Genomic DNA, 21,390 nt, shown 5'->3' on the forward strand with positions numbered 1-21,390 from the left:
GGGGTACGATATAAATATGGCAACTATCGAAATCTTGGGCGTTCTACACGCATACGAGCTAACGGCTCCCACTTCCTGCCCCCACGCTTTAGTATTTATCCACGGTTGGCTCAATAGCCGTGGATATTGGCAACCTGTGATTTCCCGCCTATCAGATGATTTGCAGTGCCTTTCCTATGATTTGCGGGGTTTTGGTGAATCCCAGTCCCAGGTAAAAACCGATTTTAGTCGGGCACAAACGTCTCTAAGTCTGATGCCCACCTCGAATAGTGCGCTTGGTTCACCAATCGATTCTCTTTATACTCCTGTTGCTTATGCTCAGGATTTAGCCATTCTCCTAAAACAGCTGAATATTACTAGTGCTTGGCTAATTGGTCACTCTTTGGGAGGTACGATCGCTCTTTGGGGAGCAGATCAAATACCTGAGTGTGTTAAAGGAGTTATCTGTATCAATGCTGGCGGTGGTATTTACCTGAAAGAAGCTTTTGAGCAGTTTCGCTCGGCGGGTCAGAAATTTTTGCAAGTCCGCCCGCGTTGGCTCTCCCAAGTGCCTTTAATTGATTTGCTGTTTACTAGAGCCAGTGTAGTTCGTCCTTTAGACCGCCATTGGGCACGTCAGAGGCTGATTGATTTCGTTGTGGCTGACCCAGAAGCAGCGTTAGGAACTCTCTTAGATTCCACAACGGAGGAAGAAATCAATCGTTTACCTGAACTAGTATCCCAACTGAAGCAGCCAGTTTATTTTTTGGCTGGTGCTGAGGATAAGGTTATGGAACCCAAGTATGTACGTCATTTAGCCAGCTTTCACAGACTGTTCCAATACTGTGGTGACAATGTTCTGGAAATTCCTAATTGCGGGCATCTGGCTATGTTGGAACAGCCGGATGAAGTGGCCGATCGCATTCGGTCGATAGTCATTAGTCATTAGTCATTAGTCATTGGTGGTTACAAAGGGACAAAGGACAAAAGACAAAGGACAAATAACTACTCAAGAGGGTGATATAACTTCATCACTTGGGTCAGCGCTAACCTAGACTCAACGCCTAGCGTGAGAGGCGATGTATGACCATGAGATAGATGATCGGCAGCGGCACAGCCGATCATGGCGGCATTATCGGTACAAAACTTCAGAGGCGGGAATAGGACGCGGAGGTTATGTTTAACGGCGGCGGCTTGGAGATTTTTTCTCAACCCGCTATTAGCTGCTACACCGCCACCAATAGCAATTGTGTCTAAACCATAGTCTAGGGCACAGGCGATCGCTCTTTTGGTTAGCGATCGCGCTACGGTTTCCTGAAAGCTAGCTGCTACATCTGCCACTGGCACTTGTTCACCATCTTTCTCTAATTGCTGCACTAAACGCAATACAGCCGTTTTTAACCCACTAAAACTCGCATCATAACGATGAAACCCGCCGCCAGGTAAAGAAACTTTTCCTTCTGGTAGAGCAAAGGCTTGGGGATTTCCTTGTTGTGCCAACTTGTCAATTACTGGGCCACCCGGATAACCCAGCTTTAACAATCGCGCCACTTTATCAAAGGCTTCACCCGCAGCATCATCACGGGTTTGCCCCAGTGTTTCGTAGTTACCACAATCTTTGACGAAAATCAAGCTTGTATGTCCGCCAGAAACTAATAAACTCAAGAAAGGGGGATTTAGACTTGATTCACTCAAGTAAGTTGCATAAATGTGACCTTCGAGGTGATGAACTCCCAAAAATGGCTTGTTATGTACCATCGCTAGGGTTTTGGCAGCAGTTAACCCCACTAACAGCGCTCCTAGGAGTCCGGGCGCACAAGTGGCAGCAATTGCGTCAATTTGTCCCCAGTCTAGCTGGGCTTGCTCTAAGGCTTGTGCGATCGCAACATTTATCGTTTCCAAGTGCTGGCGAGATGCGACTTCTGGCACTACCCCGCCATACTGCTGATGGACTGGAATTTGCGAGGTGACAATACTGCTGCAAACTTTACGATTGTTAACAATTGCAACGGCAGTTTCATCACAGCTGGTTTCTATTGCTAAAACGGTTGTCATTTAAAGTAATGAGTGCTGAGTCTGGAGTCCAGAGTAATAAAAAGAAAATCTTGCTTCTTTACTACCCTACAACAACAATTCTTATACTCAGCACTCAAGACTTCACACTCTATTTTGGTTGAGAAGCTTTAACTTTTATTTACTTAAACTTTACTCGGTTCCCACCCAAGAGTATGATGACTTCCTAGTTATGCAAATAAACAGCTGTACAAGCCGCTTCGTTTTGTACAAAGAACTTCTTGTTTTGTAATAAAAGGAAACAACTCTATGCGACGATTGTTTGCTTTGATGTTAGCGATTTGTCTTTGGTTCAATTTTGCCTCCCCAGCACAAGCTTTAGGGGCTAATTTGACACCGTGCAAGGACAATCCCGCTTTTCAAGAGCTAGCAGCTAATGCCCGTAATACAACTGCTGACCCCCAATCAGGGAAAAAGCGGTTTGAGCGTTATTCTCAGGCACTGTGCGGCCCTGAAGGCTACCCCCACTTAATTGTTGATGGTCGTCTTGATCGAGCTGGTGACTTTTTGATCCCCAGCATTCTGTTTCTATATATTGCTGGTTGGATTGGCTGGGTAGGTCGTACCTATCTGCAAGCAATCAAAAAGGAATCTGACACTGAACTCAAAGAAATCCAAATCGATCTTGGTTTGGCACTCCCTATAATTGCATCAGGCTTTACTTGGCCAGTAGCAGCACTGCAAGAGTTTCTCTCTGGAAAATTAGCAGCGAAGGATTCAGAAATCCCTATTTCCCCACGCTAAATCAGCTTAACTAATTCATTCGTTTTGGAGAATAAATTCATGGCAGACAAAGGCGATCAATCATCATATTTGATTAAGTTTATTTCCACAGCACCTGTGGCAGCTACCATCTGGCTGACAATCACAGCAGGTATCTTGATTGAATTCAACCGCTTTTTCCCCGACTTACTTTTCCACCCACTGCCATAAGTGGAAAATGGAATTTAGCACAGTTGAATTTGTTGTGTTTTTCCTAAAATTATGTAGTTGATGTATTCAGCTTAGGTAAGCAGAATTATCACCAAAATAGGCAGCACAAAGAGTTTTTTGAAACTCGCGATCCTGTTTACAGATCGCGAGTTTCACACTTTTAAAAGTAGCTAAATTAATTTTTCTAAACTTCTTAGCCAAAAGACATCTTTAGCTACAATTATTATTAATATAAAAATGCCACCATTTTAAATTTAGAGGCGAACATAAAATATGGCACAAGCTGTAGACGCATCAAAGAATCTCCCCAGCGATCCCAGAAATCGGGAAGTTGTTTTCCCTGCATTTCGCGATCCGCAACTGGGAAACCTAGAAACGCCGGTTAATGCTTCTCCCTTGAGCAAGTGGTTCATTAATAACTTACCTGCCTATCGCCCAGGTCTGTCTCCTGCTAGACGCGGTTTAGAAGTTGGCATGGCTCATGGTTACTGGATATTTGGCCCCTTTGCCAAATTGGGCCCACTGCGAGATACAGATAATGCGAATTTAGCTGGTTTACTGGCAGCCATTGGCTTGGTTGTTCTTCTTACCGGGGCCCTATCCCTGTATTCCAATAGCAATCCGCCGAAAGCACTTCCTAGCGTTACCGTACCCAATCCTCCGGTAGATGCTTTTAACTCTAAAGAAAGCTGGAACAATTTTGCTAGTTCTTTCTTGATTGGTGGTATTGGTGGTGCAGTGGTTGCTTACTTTTTGACTAGTAACCTGGGAATAATTCAAGGTTTATTTGGTTAATTTAGAAATTAAAAGTTAGGAGTTAGAAGTTATGAATTCAAACTCCTAACTCCTAACTGCATACAGACGCGATTAATCGCGTCTCTCCCAACTTCTAAGTTATTTAAACAAAACCGTTTCAATGTCATTTAAAGCAGTTTCAAAATCGTCATTAACGATTTGAATATCAAATTCATCTGCAGCTTGAATTTCCTCTTGGGCGCGGAGTAAACGACGAGCGATCGCTTCTTCAGAGTCTTGGGCGCGAGAGCGTATCCGTTTCTCCAATTCATCAAAAGAAGGCGGTAAAATAAAAATGCTGAGGGCACTGGGGAAGGAAGCACGAATTTGTCTTGCGCCTTCTAACTCAATTTCCAGCACTACCAACTTGCCAGATTGAATTTGGTTAAGTACAGCTTCACGGGGAGTGCCGTAATAGTTACCAGCAAATTCTGCCCATTCTAAAAACTCGCGTTCAGCCACTAATTGTTCAAATTTACTAAGGCTGACAAAGTAATAATTTTTGCCATCGATTTCTCCTGAACGGGGAGAACGAGTCGTTGCGGATACGGAAAAATAAAGTTCTGGATGACGTTGTAGCAGCGATCGCATTAAAGTGCCTTTACCAACCCCACTAGGGCCAGTCAAAACAATCAACCTGCCTAAATGTAAGCATTCTTCTGTGGTAGTACTACTCTGGATGGGTAAAACTGGCATTATCCCCTCAACCTGTGAATCAATCAATAGATATTATTCATTAGTCTTGTGTTCCCGGCCAAGTCCACTAGTGACTAAGGAATTTGTAGCATGGGTGACAGAAAACTTATCTAATTCACATCGTACTGCTGATACGGTACAAAGAGGAGTGGGAATAATCTACTGTTAATTATCTACAGTTTGATGATCGCGGGAAATTACAAAGCGATTCGCTACCGTTTCCGGCTGAATTGCTGACAGAATTACGTGGCTGGAATCAGTGATAATTACAGCCCTAGTCCGACGACCGTAAGTTGCATCAATCAGTTGACCTCTGTCCCGCGCATCGGTAATAATCCGCTTAATTGGGGCAGACTCTGGACTGACAATTGCAACTACTCGGTTAGCAGACACAATGTTACCAAAGCCGATGTTGATTAATTGAATCTCCATAAAAAACTCACGCCAAAGGCGGTTTGAGAAGCTCGAAATAAACTTATTTCTATGTTATCGCCAAAAAACGGGAGTTACAACGCTTAAATTCAAGCCAGCCTTTGTTTTTAAATAATGTCTGCTTTTTTTCGCTGTTTATTGGCTAAACTTGCTGAAAATCTTCCCAAAGGCATAGGCGCAATTACACTGATACAAGCTAGTTGGATGATGTACATTTATTTTGTTTGAAACAAGTATCTAGCTCGAAAATTCATTGAGAGCAAAATCAAATGTTTGCAGAAGTAGAGAGAAGGGAAAGGAGTAATAAAAAGCTCTTTCCCTATCTTGCAAAAGCGAGTTTTAGTGCTTTTGTTTGTATGCAATAAACTCTGCTCTCTCTGCTAAAAGGCTACAGTGTAAACACAAGAATTACCGCAGCTATATCTTTTAAATCTCGTACTGCGTTTTCATCCCGCCTCGGAATGAATTCCGAGTTTCATCGCTGAAGTCCACTCAGGGTGGACCAAATTAGGACTGACGCAAAATATCTCTCAAACTCTCATTTCTCCATGTCGTCGCCAGTTGCTTCTCCTGTGGTTGCTGCTGGGCGTAGCTTGCTTCCCCGCAGGGGTAGAAGGGCTTTTCTGCGGTAGCATTCGGCAAGCCGCTACGAGTCTACGTTATTTCGTTATCCCGTAACTTGTGCGTAAGTCCTATAAACGATCGATTCAGTCCACTTGAGTGGACTTTGGCTATCAGCTCATAACTTCAGTTCTGGGCGGGATTATTGTCCACCATTCACAGCACGCATCCGTCGGACACTTCCAGCTTGGCAATCGCGTAACCAAGTATTCACTGCTTGGGCAACAGTGCCATTACTGCTATCGCGTGGCGGGGATAATGGCTGCTGTGCTGAATTGGAACCAGTTTGAGAAAACATCGTCACTAAATGCCAACCAGTTGTAGTTTTAGTCAACAACAGCCAGTGGAATTCCTGCAATTCGATCGCTTTCTTTCCTATGTACTGCCGCTCCAAGGTAGTAAAGAAAACTTGCTCAACTCCTGATGCAGAGCTTTTAGACGCATCTGCACTATATTCTTCAAGGTTAAGTGGCAAAGGAGTAAACTCAGGTCTTCCTGCCACTAACATATAACCGTAAATATCACTACTTCTGCTGAGGCGACGGGCGCGTTGACTAGCGCGATTAGTATAACTAGGTAAATCTTGGAGTAGCTGTATAGTTAATGTTTCTAAACTTTGCTCAGAACAGAGAGACTTCGCCCCATGGTTGATATTTTCCCTTTCTGCTAGCGCCGATGAGTTAGGGGTGAGGTTTTTCGAGAACGCTGGGTAAGTAAGACTATTTGATACTAAAACCCAAAAGCCACAAGCGACAAGCCAACTATAATTTTTCTTCTTGAGCGAAGAGGCAAGATTTTTCTCCCCTACACCCTGCACTCTGTCTCCCAGTTTCTCACTGACTCTTAGCTTCATGCCACTGTGGTTAACTCCTCAGAAATCCTTTTCCAGGCTAACTCTGGCTCAGTAGCAGTAGTAATGGGACGGCCAATTACTAAATAATCTGCACCAGCTTTCATGGCTTGTGCTGGAGTGAGCGATCGCTTTTGATCTGCATTATCTGCCCAAGTTGGTCTAACGCCGGGACAAACTAGCAAAAAGCGATCTCCACAAGTCTCTCGTAGCTGTGCCACTTCTTGAGGCGAACAAACTACCCCATCCAAACCACATTCTTGAGCCAGCAGGGCCATTTCTAGAGCATATTCTGGCAATTCCAGAGGTATTTTTAAATCAAACGCCAACTGCCTAGCAGAAATGCTCGTCAGCAGGGTAATAGCAATTAACTTTGGTGGTTGTACACCTGCTTTTACAGCCCCTTCGTGTGCCGCCTCAATTGCGGCTTTCAGGGCATCTCTACCACAGGTAGCATGAATCGTCAGCAAATCCACTCCGTATCTAGCTGCACTCCGGCAAGCACCAGCAACGGTGTTGGGGATATCATCAAACTTTAAATCTAAGAAAATGCGCTTTTCCTTAGACTTTAGGACTTCCAGAATTTTGGGGCCAGTGCTGGTAAACAACTCTAAGCCGACTTTCCAAAAACCGACTTGCGGGAGTTGATCTATAAGAGCGATCGCACTTTGTTCATCTGGCACATCCAATGCCACAATAACTCGTTGTTCTGCCTGTCCACCATTCCCCATTCCCTACTCTCCATTCCCCATTTAAGGTACTAGACGCACAAACTTATTTTTCCCAACTTGTAAAACCTTACCTTGTAACTGGGCAGAATCAGCAAAAGTAGTATCAACATCGGTAATCCGATCGCCATCTATACGCACCCCACCTTCTTGAATTTTCCGCTTACCTTCCCCTGTACTTTTGCATAAGCCAGTGACATTGAGAATATAGGCTAATTTAGCGGGATGCGATATCTCAGCTAGAGAAAATTCGGGAACTGCACCTTCCTTTCCGCCGCTTTGGGCTGCTTCTTTGGCTTCTTGGGCGGCTGTTTCGCCGTGGTACTGTTTGACGACTTCCCATGCGAGGAGTGTTTGGCGATCGCGGGGATTTTCTGGCAGATTATCCAAAGGTAAATCCGTCAGCAGTTCAAAATACTGTTCCAACAGATTATCTGGAACCCCTTGCAACTTCTGATATTTTTGCCCCGGATGTTCCGACAACCCAATATAATTACCTAAAGACTTGGACATTTTTTGCACCCCATCCGTGCCAATCAAAATTGGCAGCAGCATCCCAAACTGGGGCTTTTGACCAAAATGGCGCTGCAAATCTCTGCCCACAGCGATGTTAAATTTCTGATCGGTCCCTCCTAATTCCACATCTGCTTCCACGGCAACGGAATCGAAACCTTGCATTAACGGGTATAGGAACTCATGGATAAAAATCGGATTCTCTTTTTTATAGCGATCGGCAAATCCTTCCTTAGCCAACATCTGCCCCACCGTCATCGTAGAAAGTAACTCCAAAATTTTCTCCAAGTTAAGCCCAGAGAGCCATTCGGAGTTATAGCGCACCTCTAACCTTCCTGGTGTGTCAAAATCCAAGATAGGACGTACTTGATCGAGATAAGTCTGGGCATTTTGGGCGACATCTGCTTCTGTAAGCTGGCGGCGCACCTCAGATTTACCAGTCGGATCGCCAATGCGTGCTGTAAAATCGCCAATAATTAGAACTGCTATATGGCCTGCATCTTGAAACGCTCGCAGTTTTCGTACTGGTATGCTATGACCTAAATGAATATCAGTACCAGTCGGGTCAATCCCCAACTTGATCCTCAAAGGTTTATTTGTAGTTGTCAAAAGCTTTTCTAGACTTTCACTGTTAACATCAACTGGTTGTGGAAAAACTTCTACAACACCACGACGCAGCCAAGCAAAATCTTGCGTCATACTAGAAAATCCACTGTTAGCTATGTTTTGCACACTAGAAGTTAAGTTGGTTATAAACACTTGCAATTTATCCACTTTCTCATCTGCCAAACTACTATAATTGCAAAAAATTAACCGCCTTGCTTCGTCCAATCAATTACAGTTAAATTTATAAGTGAGGAAGTGAAATCGCCGTGTCGTCTTCTAGGACTTTTGAAGATAAACAGCCACAACGTCGGGCTTCATCAGGTTTTGAGTTTTTGAAAGGAGTTGGTCAGGTAACTGGCGGCACTCTGCTCTCAATTACCATGTTGGCAAGTTCCATTGTAGCCGGAGGACTGGTTGGTTTAGCCATTAGTTTCCGTAATTTGCCAGATGTAAGACAGCTACGTAACTTCTTTCCCTCAGAAACAACTTACATCTATGACGTTAAGGGTAAACTTTTAACGAGTATCCACGGGGAAGCCAACCGGGAAGTCGTACCCCTGGATAGAATTTCTCCGAACTTAAAACGGGCGGTATTAGCAAGTGAAGATAGTCACTTCTACGATCACCACGGTATTAACCCGACTGGTGTTGGCCGGGCTATAGTAGTTAACGCTGTAGCAGGTGGAGTCAAAGAGGGTGGCTCCACTGTTACTATGCAATTGGTAAAAAACCTGTTTTTGTCTCAAAAGCGTGCCTTTACCCGCAAGTTAGCGGAGGCCGTGCTGGCAATCAGGTTAGAGCAAATTCTCACCAAAGACCAAATTTTAGAAATGTACCTCAATCAAGTTTATTGGGGTCATAACAATTATGGTGTACAAACGGCAGCCCGTAGTTACTTTAATAAGTCATCAGAATATTTAAGCTTGGGTGAGTCAGCAATGATGGCGGGTTTGATCCAAGCACCAGAAGAATTCAGCCCCTTTGTGAGCATGAAGCTGGCAAAACAGAAACAAAAAGAAGTGCTGGGGCGGATGCTGGAATTAAACTGGATCAACCAGTCTGAGTATGACGATGCCCTCAAGCAGGAAATAAAACTTGGTAGAATCAAATCTTTTCAAGGTAGTGCCCTACCTTATGTAACCAACACCGTAGCGCAGGAATTGGCTAAGAAGTTTGGGCGTGAGACACTACTCAAGGGTGGGATGCGAGTGCAAACTACAGTTGATGCCAAATTCCAAATAATGGCAGAGGAAACTGTCACTAAGTGGCATAAAAAACTTTTAGATCAGGGATTATCTAAGAACCAAATGGCTCTGGTGTCAATTGATCCGCGCACACATTTTATCAAAGCACTAGTGGGCGGTATAGATCCAAAGACCAGTGAATTCAATCGTGCAACTCAATCTCAACGCCAGCCAGGTTCTTCTTTTAAACCCTTTGTATACTATACAGCTTTCGCTACTGGTAAATATACGCCAGACTCAACAGTAGATGATTCTCCAGTCAGCTATCGCGATGGTAACGGTTGGTACTTTCCCAGAAATTATGATGGGAGTTTTAGGGGATCGATGCCGATTCGCACAGCTTTAGCCCAGTCACGTAACATTCCCGTGATCAAGATTGGCAAGGCTGTGGGGATGAATCGAGTGATCGAAACTTGTCGTACCTTGGGTATTATGAGTCCGATGGAACCTGTTACTTCCTTGCCTCTTGGTGCAATTGGCGTTACACCTCTGGAAATGGCAAGTGCTTATGCAACTTTTGCTAATTATGGTTGGCAGTCACCACCAACTGTAATTGCCCGTGTCACTGATAGTAGTGGTAACGTATTGCTAGACAACACTCCCAAACCACAGCTAGTTCTCGATCCTTGGGCATCAGCAGCAATTCTTGATGTGATGCGATCCGTAATTTCTGAAGGTACTGGTAAAGGTGCTGCTATCGGTCGTCCAGCTGCGGGTAAGACGGGAACAACATCATCCGAAAAAGATATTTGGTTTGTTGGTACTGTGCCACAGTTAACAACTGCGGTTTGGGTAGGCAGAGACGACAACAGACAACTAGCTGACCATGCAACAGGTGGTGTTATGGTCGCTCCCATCTGGAAAGATTTTATGGAGAAGGCGCTTAAGAACACACCAGTAGAAAACTTCAAGCCACCTTCCCAGTTTTCTCGCCCCAAGTCACAATAATTTTGAATTTTAGATTTTGGATTTTGAATTTTGGATTGGCAATTAATCCAAAATCTAAAATTAACTAAGCCTGTTTTTCTAGCTCGGCTTTCATCCGTTCTAAAGTCAGGTGCATTTGGTCAAACATTTGTTGCGGGGTGACACCGAATTGACCTAATTGCGTTTTCAGCTGTTCTACAGTCATTTGTGCCATAAAATCTTCTGATAGCTCGAAGCGCTTCATAAAGATGCGATACCGATCCATCATGGCTTCCATTTGCTCAATAAACAGCTTTTTGCCATCGCGGTCAAACTTGCCGTAGTTGTTACCAAGCTTGATTAGCGCTTGATAATCTTCAAAAAGTTGTTTTGCTTCTTGCTGAACTATCTCAGAATCGAAGAATCCCATATTGCTTATATTAAACTGAGCGCCCAGACTCAGTAGCTTAATAGTTTTACTTCTATTTATTATTTTAGTTTAGGTGAGTAATCTAGTGACGAAGCTTCGGTTTTAGTACGGTTTGTTACCGAAATTTCAACACTTGACTTGAGATCCTTTTCGCTGTGTAAACCGACTTAATAAAGCCGCAATACTCACAGCTTTAGCCATTGATTTAGGATTGGTGTTTTCACCTAGTTTAATTTTCAGTTCGGGAGCGTATTTTAAGGCTAGTGAATTTTGCGGGTTAAGTTTTAATGCTTGACAGATGTAAACCCTAGCCATCCCCATAAATTTCTGTTTGAGATGTACCAAACCTAATAAGGCATAATAATCGCTGTTATTTGGCTCTAACTTGATAGCATCGCGCAGTTCTTGAACGGCTATGACCCATTTTCCTAGCCTGACATACTCAATAGCTCGCTGGTAGTGACGTTGAGCGTAGTTTGTCAAAACTGGTTTAACATCAGTTAATGTCAATTCAACTGGGTTAACTTCTACTTCAGGGATTATGGCAACAGCTTTTTGTGGTAAGAAGAGGTCTGGTTTATGCAACCGTAGGTATACTAAATTCAGTATAGTAATTTGTTGCGTCACCTGATAAAACTGATCTAGTGATTTGTATTGGGCTTCTGCATAACAGGCGATCGCTTCTTCGTAAAACAATTCTGCTTCAGGTGTAGACATTTTCATAATTTCCTGAGCTATGGCACTTTGAGAAGACAAAGGCTTCTGCTCTGAAACTCTTGCATCCGATCGCAGCATAGCGATCGCAATCAAGCGCTTCTGTCGATGTTTCAGTTGTTGATAAGCTGGGTTGATTAAATGGCTAAATATTGCCGTTGCTAATTTTTGGTCTGGATTGCAGTTTTTAGCATGGCGATCGGGATGTAGCAGCTTCGCTAAAGTGTGATAGCGTTTGAAAATCTGGCGATCGTCAGCAATTACAGAAATTCCTAGCACAGCGTAAGGATCACAAAGCTTTTCAACCCATCCTGGCGGTAGTAAGGTCTGTGACATAGTAGTAATAAAGCTGTTAAAAACTTAAAATTAGCATCAAAGCTCAATGCACAGTCATGTGAAACTTACTCAAATTTCTTCAAATACTAAACTGTGTAGGAACTTTCGAAAGTCTGGAGAGCAAGCCAGGGTAGTTGACTGTTTGATTGTAGGAACTGTGGTATTGGTAGATTTATTAGAAATATGTTGACTAAGCGCAAAAGTAGAAGCGTTGCTGCTGTTTTAGCTTTTTCTGGCACGCTGACAATTTCAGGATTACATAAATTCTATCTGGGACAGCCTCTGTGGGGTGTTTTGTATGTATTACTTTCTTGGACACCTATCCCCAAGGTAGCTAGTGCTATTGAGGGAGTTTGGTATTTAGCCCAAGACGAAGAAGCTTTTGATCGTAATTTTAATCTAGGCAAGTCAGCGACAAGGAACTCACAAAAGGTAAGTAATCAGGTAGGAGCGATGGCTGACGCAATGCGAGAATTAGATGCTTTGCGTCAGGATGGACTGATTTCAGAGTATGAGTTTGAGCAAAAGCGCCGCCAATTGCTAGACCAGATTTCTTGAGGTAAGCGACAATCATGAATAACTGGCTACCTTTGAACCCCAGGTTGCAAAAACTCCGCGCCAAGCTCCTCAACGATCCCTACTATCGCCTACAATCTGGGGAAGAAATTCAGATAGCGGCCAAATTAGGTATTCGCATTGATGCTAATCAAGCCACTGTAGACGATTGGTTACGCCTACCAGGTTTGTCAATTCACCAAGCGCGATCGCTTGTAGAACTTTCCCATTCTGGTGTTAAATTTTACTGTATTGAAGACATTGCTGCGGCTTTGGCTATACCAGCGCCGCGTCTGGAGCCATTAAAGCCTCTGCTGAATTTTATTTACTATGACCACGAATCTTTAGAAAGTGCTACGCATTTAGTCAATCCGAATACAGCAACAGTCGAAAAGTTAGCACAAATTCCATTTATAGATTTATCTTTAGCCCAAGCAGTGGTTCAAAATCGGCAATCCTCCGGGCCTTACCGTAACCTAGCTGATTTCCAACGACGGCTGGATTTATCCGGTGATGCGATCGCTCAACTGATGTATTATTTAAGGTTTTAAGTTAGAAGTTATTTTAAAACTTCTAACTCTGCTAATTTTAGATTTTGAGTCGAACCTTTGGTGCGCTTACAGCGCAACTTGGATTGAAAGAAAAATCCAAAATCCAAAATCCAAAATTGATTAAATGAACCCAATGCGATCGAGAGGCCAAAAACGAAACGTTGCCCGACCAATGACATTTTCTCTGGGTAAAAAGCCCCAATAGCGAGAGTCATTACTATCATTGCGGTTATCTCCCATGACAAAAAATTCGTCTTCTGGGACTTTCACTGCTTGATATGGCTGATTTGGTGGTTCAGCGATGTAGTCTTCTGTTAAGGGTTGACCGTTGAGATAGACTTTACCAGAATCAACACTAATTACCTCACCAGGCTGGCCAATAACCCGCTTGATGAAAGCTTGGTCTTTAGGATATCCCCGACGTTGTAGTTCTGCGGGTGGCTGAAAAACAATAATATCCCCAGTTATGGGAGGGTGAAAATGGTAGGATATTTTTTCAACTACCAAGCGATCGCCAGTATGTAAGGTTGGCAGCATCGAATCCGAAGGGATATAGCGGGGTTCGGCGATAAAAGTTCTGATCAAAAATGCTAAACATAATGCGATCGCAATTAAAATCAGATTTTCTTGCCAACTACGCAATACTTTTGACGACGCACGTTCTTCTTTTGCATCACTTTCGTGAGGAATCATAAAAATTTGTAGCCAGTTTCAGAAGTGGGACAAATACCTTGATTATTTTGACTCAAAAGGTATACTAATAAACAATCTAAGTTATGCATAAATCTATACTTATATTAAATGATACAGTTATTAATCTACCGAACATAAGTAAAAATGCTGTAATAAACGATCGCCCCTTTAAGGCAATATAAGCTAATGATTAAGATTCCTCGATAATCTAAGAATTCTAATTCTAATTGCTGCAATTATAAGGCAAGTTATTAGATAACTTTCAGTTTTGCTTCCTTGTGCTAAAAAAGCTAGTTACCAATTGATAGAGCTATACAGCCAGTCGGTTTTTTATTTGAGCAGAAAATTGGTCGTTAAATAGCAAAACAGCTTTCGACATATCTGACAGTATGCGCTTCACTTCAGTGAAAAAAGGCCGAAGGTCAGTCTTAGTAAAGGTTGAGTTGAAATAAAATATATTTTGATATGTATTATTAAGTGATATTACATAAAATAGACTGCTATTAAAATGTAACTTTAAACACAAAATGGCAACCGAAATAAATGATGCCAGTAAAAAATATTACATTTCAATGTAGAATTAAATAGTTTAATAGCATAGATGTCATATAGCACAGATATTTGATTTTTTAAAAAGCTCAGTACAACTGACAAATTTTTCTTTCCTATTGACCATTGCCTATCTATGCAGGTAAATATGGCTAGGCAACGCTGCGCGAACAGAAATCGAAGCAAATTCCTAATATTATGATGATTTTAACAACTTAGTCTATGTATATGCAATTTTTTCCGTAATTCCACGGTGACAGTACATATTAAAGTGTACTATTAATAAGATATAAATCTCCATCGTTATCGAGAAAAAAATTAAGCGACAAAAGTAACTAGCAATTTAGTTTAAAGTATCAGCATTAAAAATATAATTAAACTGCCGATAAAAATATTTTTGCTAGATTGATCAAAAGTATCTAGATTAACGAATAAGTGCCCCTTGGCAATGAGAAACTATATTGAATCAATTTTCGTCTGAGCTATTTCATAGAAAGTACAAGGTAATATTCTGTCAGTTGAAAATTTAACTTTTTCTTAAAAAGGAAGCAATAGCAGCAGGCAGTAGAATATATCTTATCAAGAATAGACCTAACAGTTTACTAGACTCTTTTTTGAAAGATACCCCGCCCCTTGTAAGTAGTTTTGTATGTTAATCAAATAATTCACTAAGTTGTATAGTTTACAACTATACTGTCAGAATGTCTGAAGATTACAACTTCAGCTCGCAAAACTGCAAACTGCATACGTGACAGTCTAGCTCATCTTATTTGTAAAGCTATAAAACTTGAAATGATAATACTGCCTTCGCTGTGAAGCGAAAGACAGAAACTAATTCAGGACTCCTATTAAGAGGATTTTAGGGTGTGGCTAATTATCTAATTGTACTCTTTCTTAGAGCTAGAGGTAAGAATGTGGAAATGCAGACCTTGCCTTTTATGAATGGGTTGGCATTAAACAGTACCAAGTATTGTGTAAGTACTCATTCAAATCTTAAGTATGTAGGTTCAGTTAAAGCCGTATAGTCTATTGTGAACCTCCGTTAGCCCCAATTCCAATTTTCAAAATTACCAGAAAGTAACTGGTATTTAAGATATCTAAAAAAATGTGCTATAACGTACCGTCATAACTGTGGCTGATGGTTCGATCTTTGAAGGAGCTATGAGGTGGAAAACAATAAGTCGTTTCTGTGGCCAGAAGGAATATTAATTGCACTGCTTGCTTTAGGTGGTGTTTTTAGCCTTGCTTTCATGATGCTTCTCAGACCAAATACCTCAGAGGCTCAGAGTAGACAAAATATAGATGTCAAGGATGTGGCTGCAAATGTAGGAACTCAGCAGCGGATTGAGAAATTAAAGGCGGCGATGTTTACAAGTTGGCAGCAAGAAGCACAAACAAAAGGGCTATCCTACGCTGTGCCATCACGTTTTCAAGGGGCAATAATTGAAGAGGCAAAACTAACTCAGGGTGAAAAAGTGATTGCTCTCACCTTTGATGATGGTCCTTGGCCTGACACTACAGAGCAAGTGCTAGATATTCTGAAATCAAATAATATCAAAGGAACGTTTTTTGTTGTTGGGCAAAACCTAAAAAATTATCCAGAAATAGGAAAGAAAATTGTAACTGAAGGTCATGTCATTGCTAACCATACTTGGCATCACTGGTATCACTTTTTTAATCAACAAGCAGCAGCTTTTGAAATTGATCGCACAACAGACCTAATCTATCAAATCACAGGCGCTAAAACAAATCTCTTCCGACCACCTGGTGGTAATCTGCACAATGGATTGTCTGCTTATGCTAAAGGACAGAAGTATGCTGTAATCATGTGGTCGGCTGACTCAACAGACTACAAATTACCGACTGTACCAAAGTTGATAAATAACGTAATTAAAGATTCAAAACCTGGTGGTATTGTGCTGATGCATGATGGTGGTGGGAACCGTTCTCGAACTGTACAAGCTTTACCAGAAATTATTAGCAACTTTAGAAAGCAAGGCTATCGCTTTGTGACTATTCCAGAACTTTTAGAAATAGAAGATAAAGGTCAAAAGTTGCTTGCTAATAAAAAGCAATAATTATGGTTAATTGGTCAATAATAATTGGCTAAAAACTAAAATTATATTTTTTGTTTAAAATACATTATTTTTGAATTAGGTAATAAAAATTCCCCTTATAAGGGGAATTTTTATTATATCTCTACTCTATTCTCAGAAGTAAGTTCAGGTGGCTGCCTTAGCAATCCAAAGAGATTTTTGCTGAAGTTATTAATGACTAGTTACTAAACTCAACTCAGTTATTTTTTCAGGATTAGCTTCGGGACTATCAGCTTCAGAAGGTGGAACCAACTGCCAGAACTTCGGCAAAAATTCTTGCCAGTTTTGCAGAATTTTCTTTGCCTTTAGTGAACCAGTGCGTTCCGCATGAGTTTGGATTAACTCTTGCAGTTGTTTTGCACCTACTTCCGTAATCACCCGTTGGATTTTGACTATTTCCGGGTTGACTAACTCACGAAATGAGTCATCTTCATCTAAGAAGTATGCTAGTCCGCCAGTCATTCCAGCAGCGACGTTGCGTCCTACTTTACCGAGGACGACAATCACACCACCAGTCATGTATTCACAGCAGTGATCCCCAGCGCCTTCAATCACTGCGATGCCTTTGGAGTTTCTTACAGCAAAGCGTTCTCCTGCTTGTCCATTGGCAAATAACATGCCACCAGTAGCACCATAGAGGCACGTATTACCAACTATGACATTTTGTGATGCATTATAGGTAGCATCAGTTGGAGGTTTGATGATGATTTCACCACCATGCATCCCTTTACCTACGTAGTCGTTTGCTTCTCCTTCTAAGGACAAACTTATGCCGGGGAGGTTGAACGCACCAAAGCTTTGCCCAACACTACCTGTGAACTTGAGATTAATTTGTCCATCAAAGCCACTGTCACCATATTGAGAAGCGATCGCTCCCGCTAATCTTGTACCCACTGTTCTGTCAGTATTGACAATAGGGTAAGTTTTTTTGACAGAGGACTGATCCCTAATGGCAGCCTGAATGTCGGGATCGGCAAGGAACTTGTCATCCAAAACCACGCCGTTGCTGTGGACTTCTTCATGCAATAACCAGCTACGATTATCTCTGGTATCTGGCAGCTTAAGTAAACAATCAAGATTTAGCGATCGCGTTTTGGTAAGTTTTGCCTCTGGGCGCAGTTTCAACAAATCTGCACGTCCAATGATTTCTGACAAAGAACGGTAGCCAAGTCGTGCTAACAAACTACGCACTTCTTCGGCGATGAAGTAGAAGAAGTTGACAACCTGTTCCGGTATTCCGGTAAACCGCTTGCGGAGTTCTTCTTTCTGGGAAGCGACACCCACGGGGCAATTATTCGTGTGGCAGATACGCGCCATAATACAGCCTTCAGCAATCATGGCGATGGAGCCGAAACCAAATTCTTCAGCACCCATCAATGCACCTATTACCACATCCCAACCACTCTTAAGTCCGCCATCTACACGTAAAATCACGCGATCGCGCAAACTATTTTCCATCAAAACCCGATGCACTTCACTTAAACCCAATTCCCACGGCGAACCAGCGTGTTTAATCGAACTAAGCGGCGATGCACCTGTACCACCATCATGTCCAGAAACCTGAATGATATCAGCGTTTGCCTTAGCCACACCAGCCGCGATCGTACCAATGCCAACTTCTGAAACTAGCTTCACCGACACCTTTGCTTTGGGATTAATTTGGTGCAGATCGAAAATCAGTTGTGCTAGGTCTTCAATTGAATAGATATCATGATGTGGTGGCGGCGAAATCAGTGTCACACCTGGCTTCGAGCGCCTTAACATCGCAATATATTGGCTCACCTTTGGCCCTGGAAGTTGTCCACCTTCTCCAGGCTTGGCACCTTGAGCAATTTTAATTTCAATTTGTTTGGCGTTGACTAGGTACTCTGGCGTGACACCAAAGCGTCCTGACGCAACTTGCTTAATGGCACTAAAGGCTTTATCGCCATTCCGCAATCCTTTTAAATGAGGTAGGGTTGGCGAGTTACCAGACTCGTCTACATCATCTAGAACTTTATAGCGCACTGGGTCTTCGCCACCTTCCCCAGAGTTAGATTTACCACCGATGCGATTCATGGCGATCGCTAAAGTTTCATGGGCTTCTCTTGACAAAGCGCCTAAAGACATGCCACCGGTACAGAAACGTTTGACAATCTCAGCTACCGACTCTACTTCTTCTATAGAAATTGGGGTACGCTCGCCTTGGAAATCTAGCAGGTCTCGCAATGCCGTTACTGGTCTGCCTTGGAGGTGTTTTTTGTAAACTTCGTAGTGGTCATAGTTTTTGCCATCTAGAGCTTTATGCAGCGCCTTGACCATTTCGGGGCTATTCATGTGGTACTCGCCGCCAGGACGATACTGTACAAACCCCAGGTTTTCTAACTTCTTGGTCGTTAGTTCTGGGAAAGCCTTGACATGGAAGGAAAGTACTTCATCAGCGAGTTCGCTAACACTCAAACCACCAATGCGGGAAGTCGTACCACGAAATCCTAGTTCGATTAAATCTTTACCGATGCCAATAGCTTCAAAGATTTGGGCTGCTTGATAGCTGGAGAGCAGAGAAATTCCCATCTTGGAGAGAATTTTGAGCAAACCTGACTCTACTGCTTTGCGATAGTTTCCTAAAGCTTGTTCTACGGTAAGGGTGGGAATTTTTTGCACCCCCATTAACTTTTGGGTTCTGGGATCAATGCACCAATCACGCACCGTATCCAAAGCCATATACGGGCAGACTGCACCAGCACCATAGCCAATAAGACAAGCAAAGTGATGAGTACTCCAGCATTGGGCAGTATTGACAATCAGGGATGTTTTCATCCGCAACCCTTCCCGAATCAGGTGATGATGTACAGCACCGACTGCTAACAGGGGAGGGATGTAGGTATATTCTGTGGTAATACCGTCATTTTCCTTATCGCTTAATATTAAAATCTTTGCACCTGCCCGGACTGATTCAGCTGCTTGTGCTTGTAAAGATTCGACTGCGGCTTTCAATCCTTCAGGGCCGTTGGCGATCGCAAATAGGGTTGACAACTCGGCTGTGGCAAATCCCGACAGCTTAATCGCCTCTAATTCACCATCCGTTAATACTGGCGATTCAAGTTTCAATCTCCGAGCATATTCTGGCTTGGGTTCTAATAAGTTACCTCGTTCACCCAATTCGACTTTCAAAGACATCACCAGCTTTTCCCGCAGGGGATCAATTGCCGGGTTCGTCACCTGAGCAAAGCGCTGTTTGAAGTAGTCATAAAGCAGGTGAGACTTTGTTGACAGCACTGCTAAAGGAATATCATCCCCCATACAGAAAGTCGGTTCTGAACCTGCGATCGCCATTGGTTGAATCACCATTTCAACATCTTCTGTGGTGTAGCCAAAGGCGGTTTGAAGTTGAAGCAAGGTTTGCTTGTCAATAGTCAATTGTCCTGAGTCATTTGTCATTTGTCCTTTGCCATTGCCATTTACTAATGACGGATGACTAATGACTAATGACTTTAATTCTTGACGATACTGTTGCAGCCATTCTCCATAAGGGTGCTGCTTGGCAATGCGCTGCTTAATCTCCCAATTCTTCAGCACTTCATGGTTGACTAAATCCACGGCAATCATTTGCCCAGGGCCGAGTCTACCTTTCTCGACAATATCGGCTTCTGGAAAGTCCACTACACCAGCTTCGGAAGCTACAACAATGTAGTCATCTTTGGTGATTAGGTAACGAGCTGGTCTTAAGCCATTACGATCTAACGTTGCACCAACTTTTTTGCCATCGCTGAATACTAAAAGTGCTGGCCCGTCCCATGCTTCTTGCAAACCACTGTAATATTCGTAGAAATCAACAATTTCTGGAGATTCATGCAAAGAAGGCTGATTTTGGTAAGCTTCTGGAACCATAATCATTAAAGCTTCCAAGGGAGTACGTCCAGAACACACCAGTAATTCCAGTACGTTATCTAGGGTAGCTGAGTCGCTGTTATCAATATGAACTAATGGTTTGAGTTCCTTAATGCGATCGCCCCATACAGGATGATTCAGGCTAGCTTCTCGTGCCATCATCCAGTTGATGTTACCCAATAAGGTATTAATTTCGCCGTTGTGACCCAAAAGCCGCATCGGTTGAGCTAGTGGCCACTTGGGCATCGTGTTGGTACTAAAGCGGCGATGATAGACAGCAAAGGCGCTTTTGTAAACCGGATTTTTTAAATCTTGATAAAATTCTCCCAATACGGCAGAACGTACCATGCCTTTGTAGACAATTGTCCGGCTTGACAAAGAGCAGATATAAAATTCTTCTGAGATATTGGTTGCAACTTTACTAATTCGGCGGCGGGTAATGTACAACTGTCGTTCCAATTCATCGCTGCTTTTGTCAACAGAAGCTAACAAAACTTGTTCAATCTGGGGTTGATTTTCTCTTGCTTGTACACCCAATAAATCAGATTGCACTGGCACTACTCGCCAACCCAGTACAATTAATTTTTCTTCAGTAGCTACTTGCTCAACTGCCGCCCTAGCTTTTTGTGCTGCTTCCTGGTCTTGTGGGAGAAATATCATCCCCACAGCTATATTATTGGTGGATGGAAATTCCTTCCCTCTTTGGGCAAAGTCTTGTTGGAACAAATCCCAAGGGATAGCTGTCAATACTCCAGCCCCATCACCAGAGTCTCGATCGGCGCTACAACCTCCCCGATGTTCTAAGCAGGTTAGAGCAGCTAAGGCTTTTTCGACAATTTCGTGGCTGGTATGATTTTGACGATGAGCAATAAAACCGACACCACAGGCATCTCGTTCTTCTACTAACCACTTTTGCCCCTGATAGGTATCTCTTGAGTTGATATTTGCTGTGATTTTCTGCTCTTGATTCATCGGTTGATTATTCATACCCTGTTCCTGAAGTATTGAGTTACCAATTTTGCCACTACTTACGGGAAAAATTTCTAAATTCCACGATGGAGAAATATATAAGCACCGAAATTTAGGGAAAAAAAATTTTAACTTCGGTTTTACTTTCTTCGTTTACCCGTGTTAAAATAGTTGCGTATTTTTTATGTATTTATGCGGTGTCAGACAATTTACCTCCGCCAAGACATGATTATTGTCCTGACAGTTTCTTT

18 protein-coding genes are annotated in these 21,390 nt (G+C 42.6%); 8 read left to right on the plus strand and 10 right to left on the minus strand.

The window, feature by feature from the left end; translation table 11 throughout:
• The first annotated feature begins 16 nt into the window (after positions 1–16).
• Positions 17–928, plus strand: a complete 912-nt coding sequence (locus NPUN_RS19510; protein WP_012410215.1) for an alpha/beta fold hydrolase — start codon at positions 17–19, stop codon at positions 926–928.
• Positions 929–984: 56 nt separating this feature from the next.
• Here NPUN_RS19510 and tsaD read toward each other — a convergent pair whose 3' ends face one another.
• Positions 985–2,034 (minus strand): tRNA (adenosine(37)-N6)-threonylcarbamoyltransferase complex transferase subunit TsaD, encoded by a 1,050-nt coding sequence (gene tsaD, locus NPUN_RS19515; protein WP_012410216.1) that lies wholly within the window; start codon positions 2,032–2,034, stop codon positions 985–987.
• A 267-nt stretch (positions 2,035–2,301) separates the two neighbouring features.
• Here tsaD and NPUN_RS19520 point away from each other — a divergent pair, with 267 nt between their 5' ends.
• The 3 genes from NPUN_RS19520 to NPUN_RS19530 all read left to right on the plus strand — a co-directional run bounded on the left by NPUN_RS19520 (position 2,302) and on the right by NPUN_RS19530 (position 3,780).
• Positions 2,302–2,796, plus strand: coding sequence for a photosystem I reaction center protein PsaF subunit III (locus NPUN_RS19520; RefSeq protein ID WP_012410217.1), 495 nt, complete (start codon positions 2,302–2,304; stop codon positions 2,794–2,796).
• A gap of 39 nt (positions 2,797–2,835) precedes the next feature.
• A complete protein-coding gene (gene psaJ, locus NPUN_RS19525; protein ID WP_012410218.1) occupies positions 2,836–2,985 on the plus strand; it encodes a photosystem I reaction center subunit IX in 150 nt (49 codons plus the stop codon).
• 273 nt (positions 2,986–3,258) lie between these two features.
• Positions 3,259–3,780, plus strand: a complete 522-nt coding sequence (locus NPUN_RS19530; RefSeq protein WP_012410219.1) for a photosystem I reaction center protein subunit XI — start codon at positions 3,259–3,261, stop codon at positions 3,778–3,780.
• Between the two features lie 99 nt (positions 3,781–3,879).
• Here NPUN_RS19530 and gmk read toward each other — a convergent pair whose 3' ends face one another.
• From gmk to tyrS, 5 genes are all read right to left on the minus strand, one after another.
• Positions 3,880–4,476 carry a guanylate kinase gene (gene gmk, locus NPUN_RS19535; protein WP_012410220.1) on the minus strand — a complete coding sequence of 199 codons (597 nt, stop codon included), beginning with the start codon at positions 4,474–4,476 and terminating at the stop codon, positions 3,880–3,882.
• A 165-nt stretch (positions 4,477–4,641) separates the two neighbouring features.
• On the minus strand, positions 4,642–4,908 hold the full coding sequence (gene remA / locus NPUN_RS19540) for an extracellular matrix/biofilm regulator RemA (RefSeq protein ID WP_012410221.1): 267 nt from the start codon (positions 4,906–4,908) through the stop codon (positions 4,642–4,644).
• A gap of 763 nt (positions 4,909–5,671) precedes the next feature.
• Entirely contained in the window at positions 5,672–6,382 is a 711-nt protein-coding gene (locus tag NPUN_RS19545) for a hypothetical protein (RefSeq protein WP_041565518.1), read from the minus strand.
• Positions 6,379–7,110: an orotidine-5'-phosphate decarboxylase gene (pyrF, locus tag NPUN_RS19550; RefSeq protein ID WP_012410223.1), complete on the minus strand. Its 732-nt coding sequence runs from the start codon at positions 7,108–7,110 to the stop codon at positions 6,379–6,381. The genes NPUN_RS19545 and pyrF overlap by 4 nt, the downstream gene beginning before the upstream one ends.
• Positions 7,111–7,131: 21 nt before the next feature.
• A complete protein-coding gene (gene tyrS, locus NPUN_RS19555) occupies positions 7,132–8,319 on the minus strand; it encodes a tyrosine--tRNA ligase (protein WP_041566301.1) in 1,188 nt (395 codons plus the stop codon).
• Between the two features lie 173 nt (positions 8,320–8,492).
• Here tyrS and NPUN_RS19560 point away from each other — a divergent pair, with 173 nt between their 5' ends.
• A complete protein-coding gene (locus NPUN_RS19560) occupies positions 8,493–10,418 on the plus strand; it encodes a transglycosylase domain-containing protein (protein WP_012410225.1) in 1,926 nt (641 codons plus the stop codon).
• A gap of 64 nt (positions 10,419–10,482) precedes the next feature.
• Here NPUN_RS19560 and NPUN_RS19565 read toward each other — a convergent pair whose 3' ends face one another.
• Positions 10,483–10,806, minus strand: coding sequence for a DUF1825 family protein (locus NPUN_RS19565; protein WP_012410226.1), 324 nt, complete (start codon positions 10,804–10,806; stop codon positions 10,483–10,485).
• Between the two features lie 126 nt (positions 10,807–10,932).
• Positions 10,933–11,856, minus strand: coding sequence for a J domain-containing protein (locus NPUN_RS19570; RefSeq protein WP_012410227.1), 924 nt, complete (start codon positions 11,854–11,856; stop codon positions 10,933–10,935).
• 183 nt (positions 11,857–12,039) lie between these two features.
• On the opposite strand from NPUN_RS19570, the gene NPUN_RS19575 reads away from it, so the two are divergent.
• Positions 12,040–12,414 (plus strand): NINE protein, encoded by a 375-nt coding sequence (locus NPUN_RS19575; protein WP_012410228.1) that lies wholly within the window; start codon positions 12,040–12,042, stop codon positions 12,412–12,414.
• Positions 12,415–12,428: 14 nt separating this feature from the next.
• The gene (locus tag NPUN_RS19580) at positions 12,429–12,962 is read left to right on the plus strand and encodes a ComEA family DNA-binding protein (RefSeq protein WP_012410229.1); all 534 of its coding nucleotides are present in this window, start codon (positions 12,429–12,431) and stop codon (positions 12,960–12,962) included.
• 120 nt (positions 12,963–13,082) lie between these two features.
• Here NPUN_RS19580 and lepB read toward each other — a convergent pair whose 3' ends face one another.
• The gene (gene lepB / locus NPUN_RS19585; protein WP_012410230.1) at positions 13,083–13,655 is read right to left on the minus strand and encodes a signal peptidase I; all 573 of its coding nucleotides are present in this window, start codon (positions 13,653–13,655) and stop codon (positions 13,083–13,085) included.
• A 1,715-nt stretch (positions 13,656–15,370) separates the two neighbouring features.
• Here lepB and NPUN_RS19590 point away from each other — a divergent pair.
• On the plus strand, positions 15,371–16,282 hold the full coding sequence (locus tag NPUN_RS19590) for a polysaccharide deacetylase family protein (RefSeq protein ID WP_012410231.1): 912 nt from the start codon (positions 15,371–15,373) through the stop codon (positions 16,280–16,282).
• A 189-nt stretch (positions 16,283–16,471) separates the two neighbouring features.
• Here NPUN_RS19590 and gltB read toward each other — a convergent pair whose 3' ends face one another.
• A complete protein-coding gene (gene gltB, locus NPUN_RS19595; RefSeq protein WP_012410232.1) occupies positions 16,472–21,157 on the minus strand; it encodes a glutamate synthase large subunit in 4,686 nt (1,561 codons plus the stop codon).
• Between the last annotated feature and the right edge of the window lie 233 nt (positions 21,158–21,390).

Source organism: Nostoc punctiforme PCC 73102, assembly GCF_000020025.1.
Lineage (GTDB): Bacteria > Cyanobacteriota > Cyanobacteriia > Cyanobacteriales > Nostocaceae > Nostoc > Nostoc punctiforme.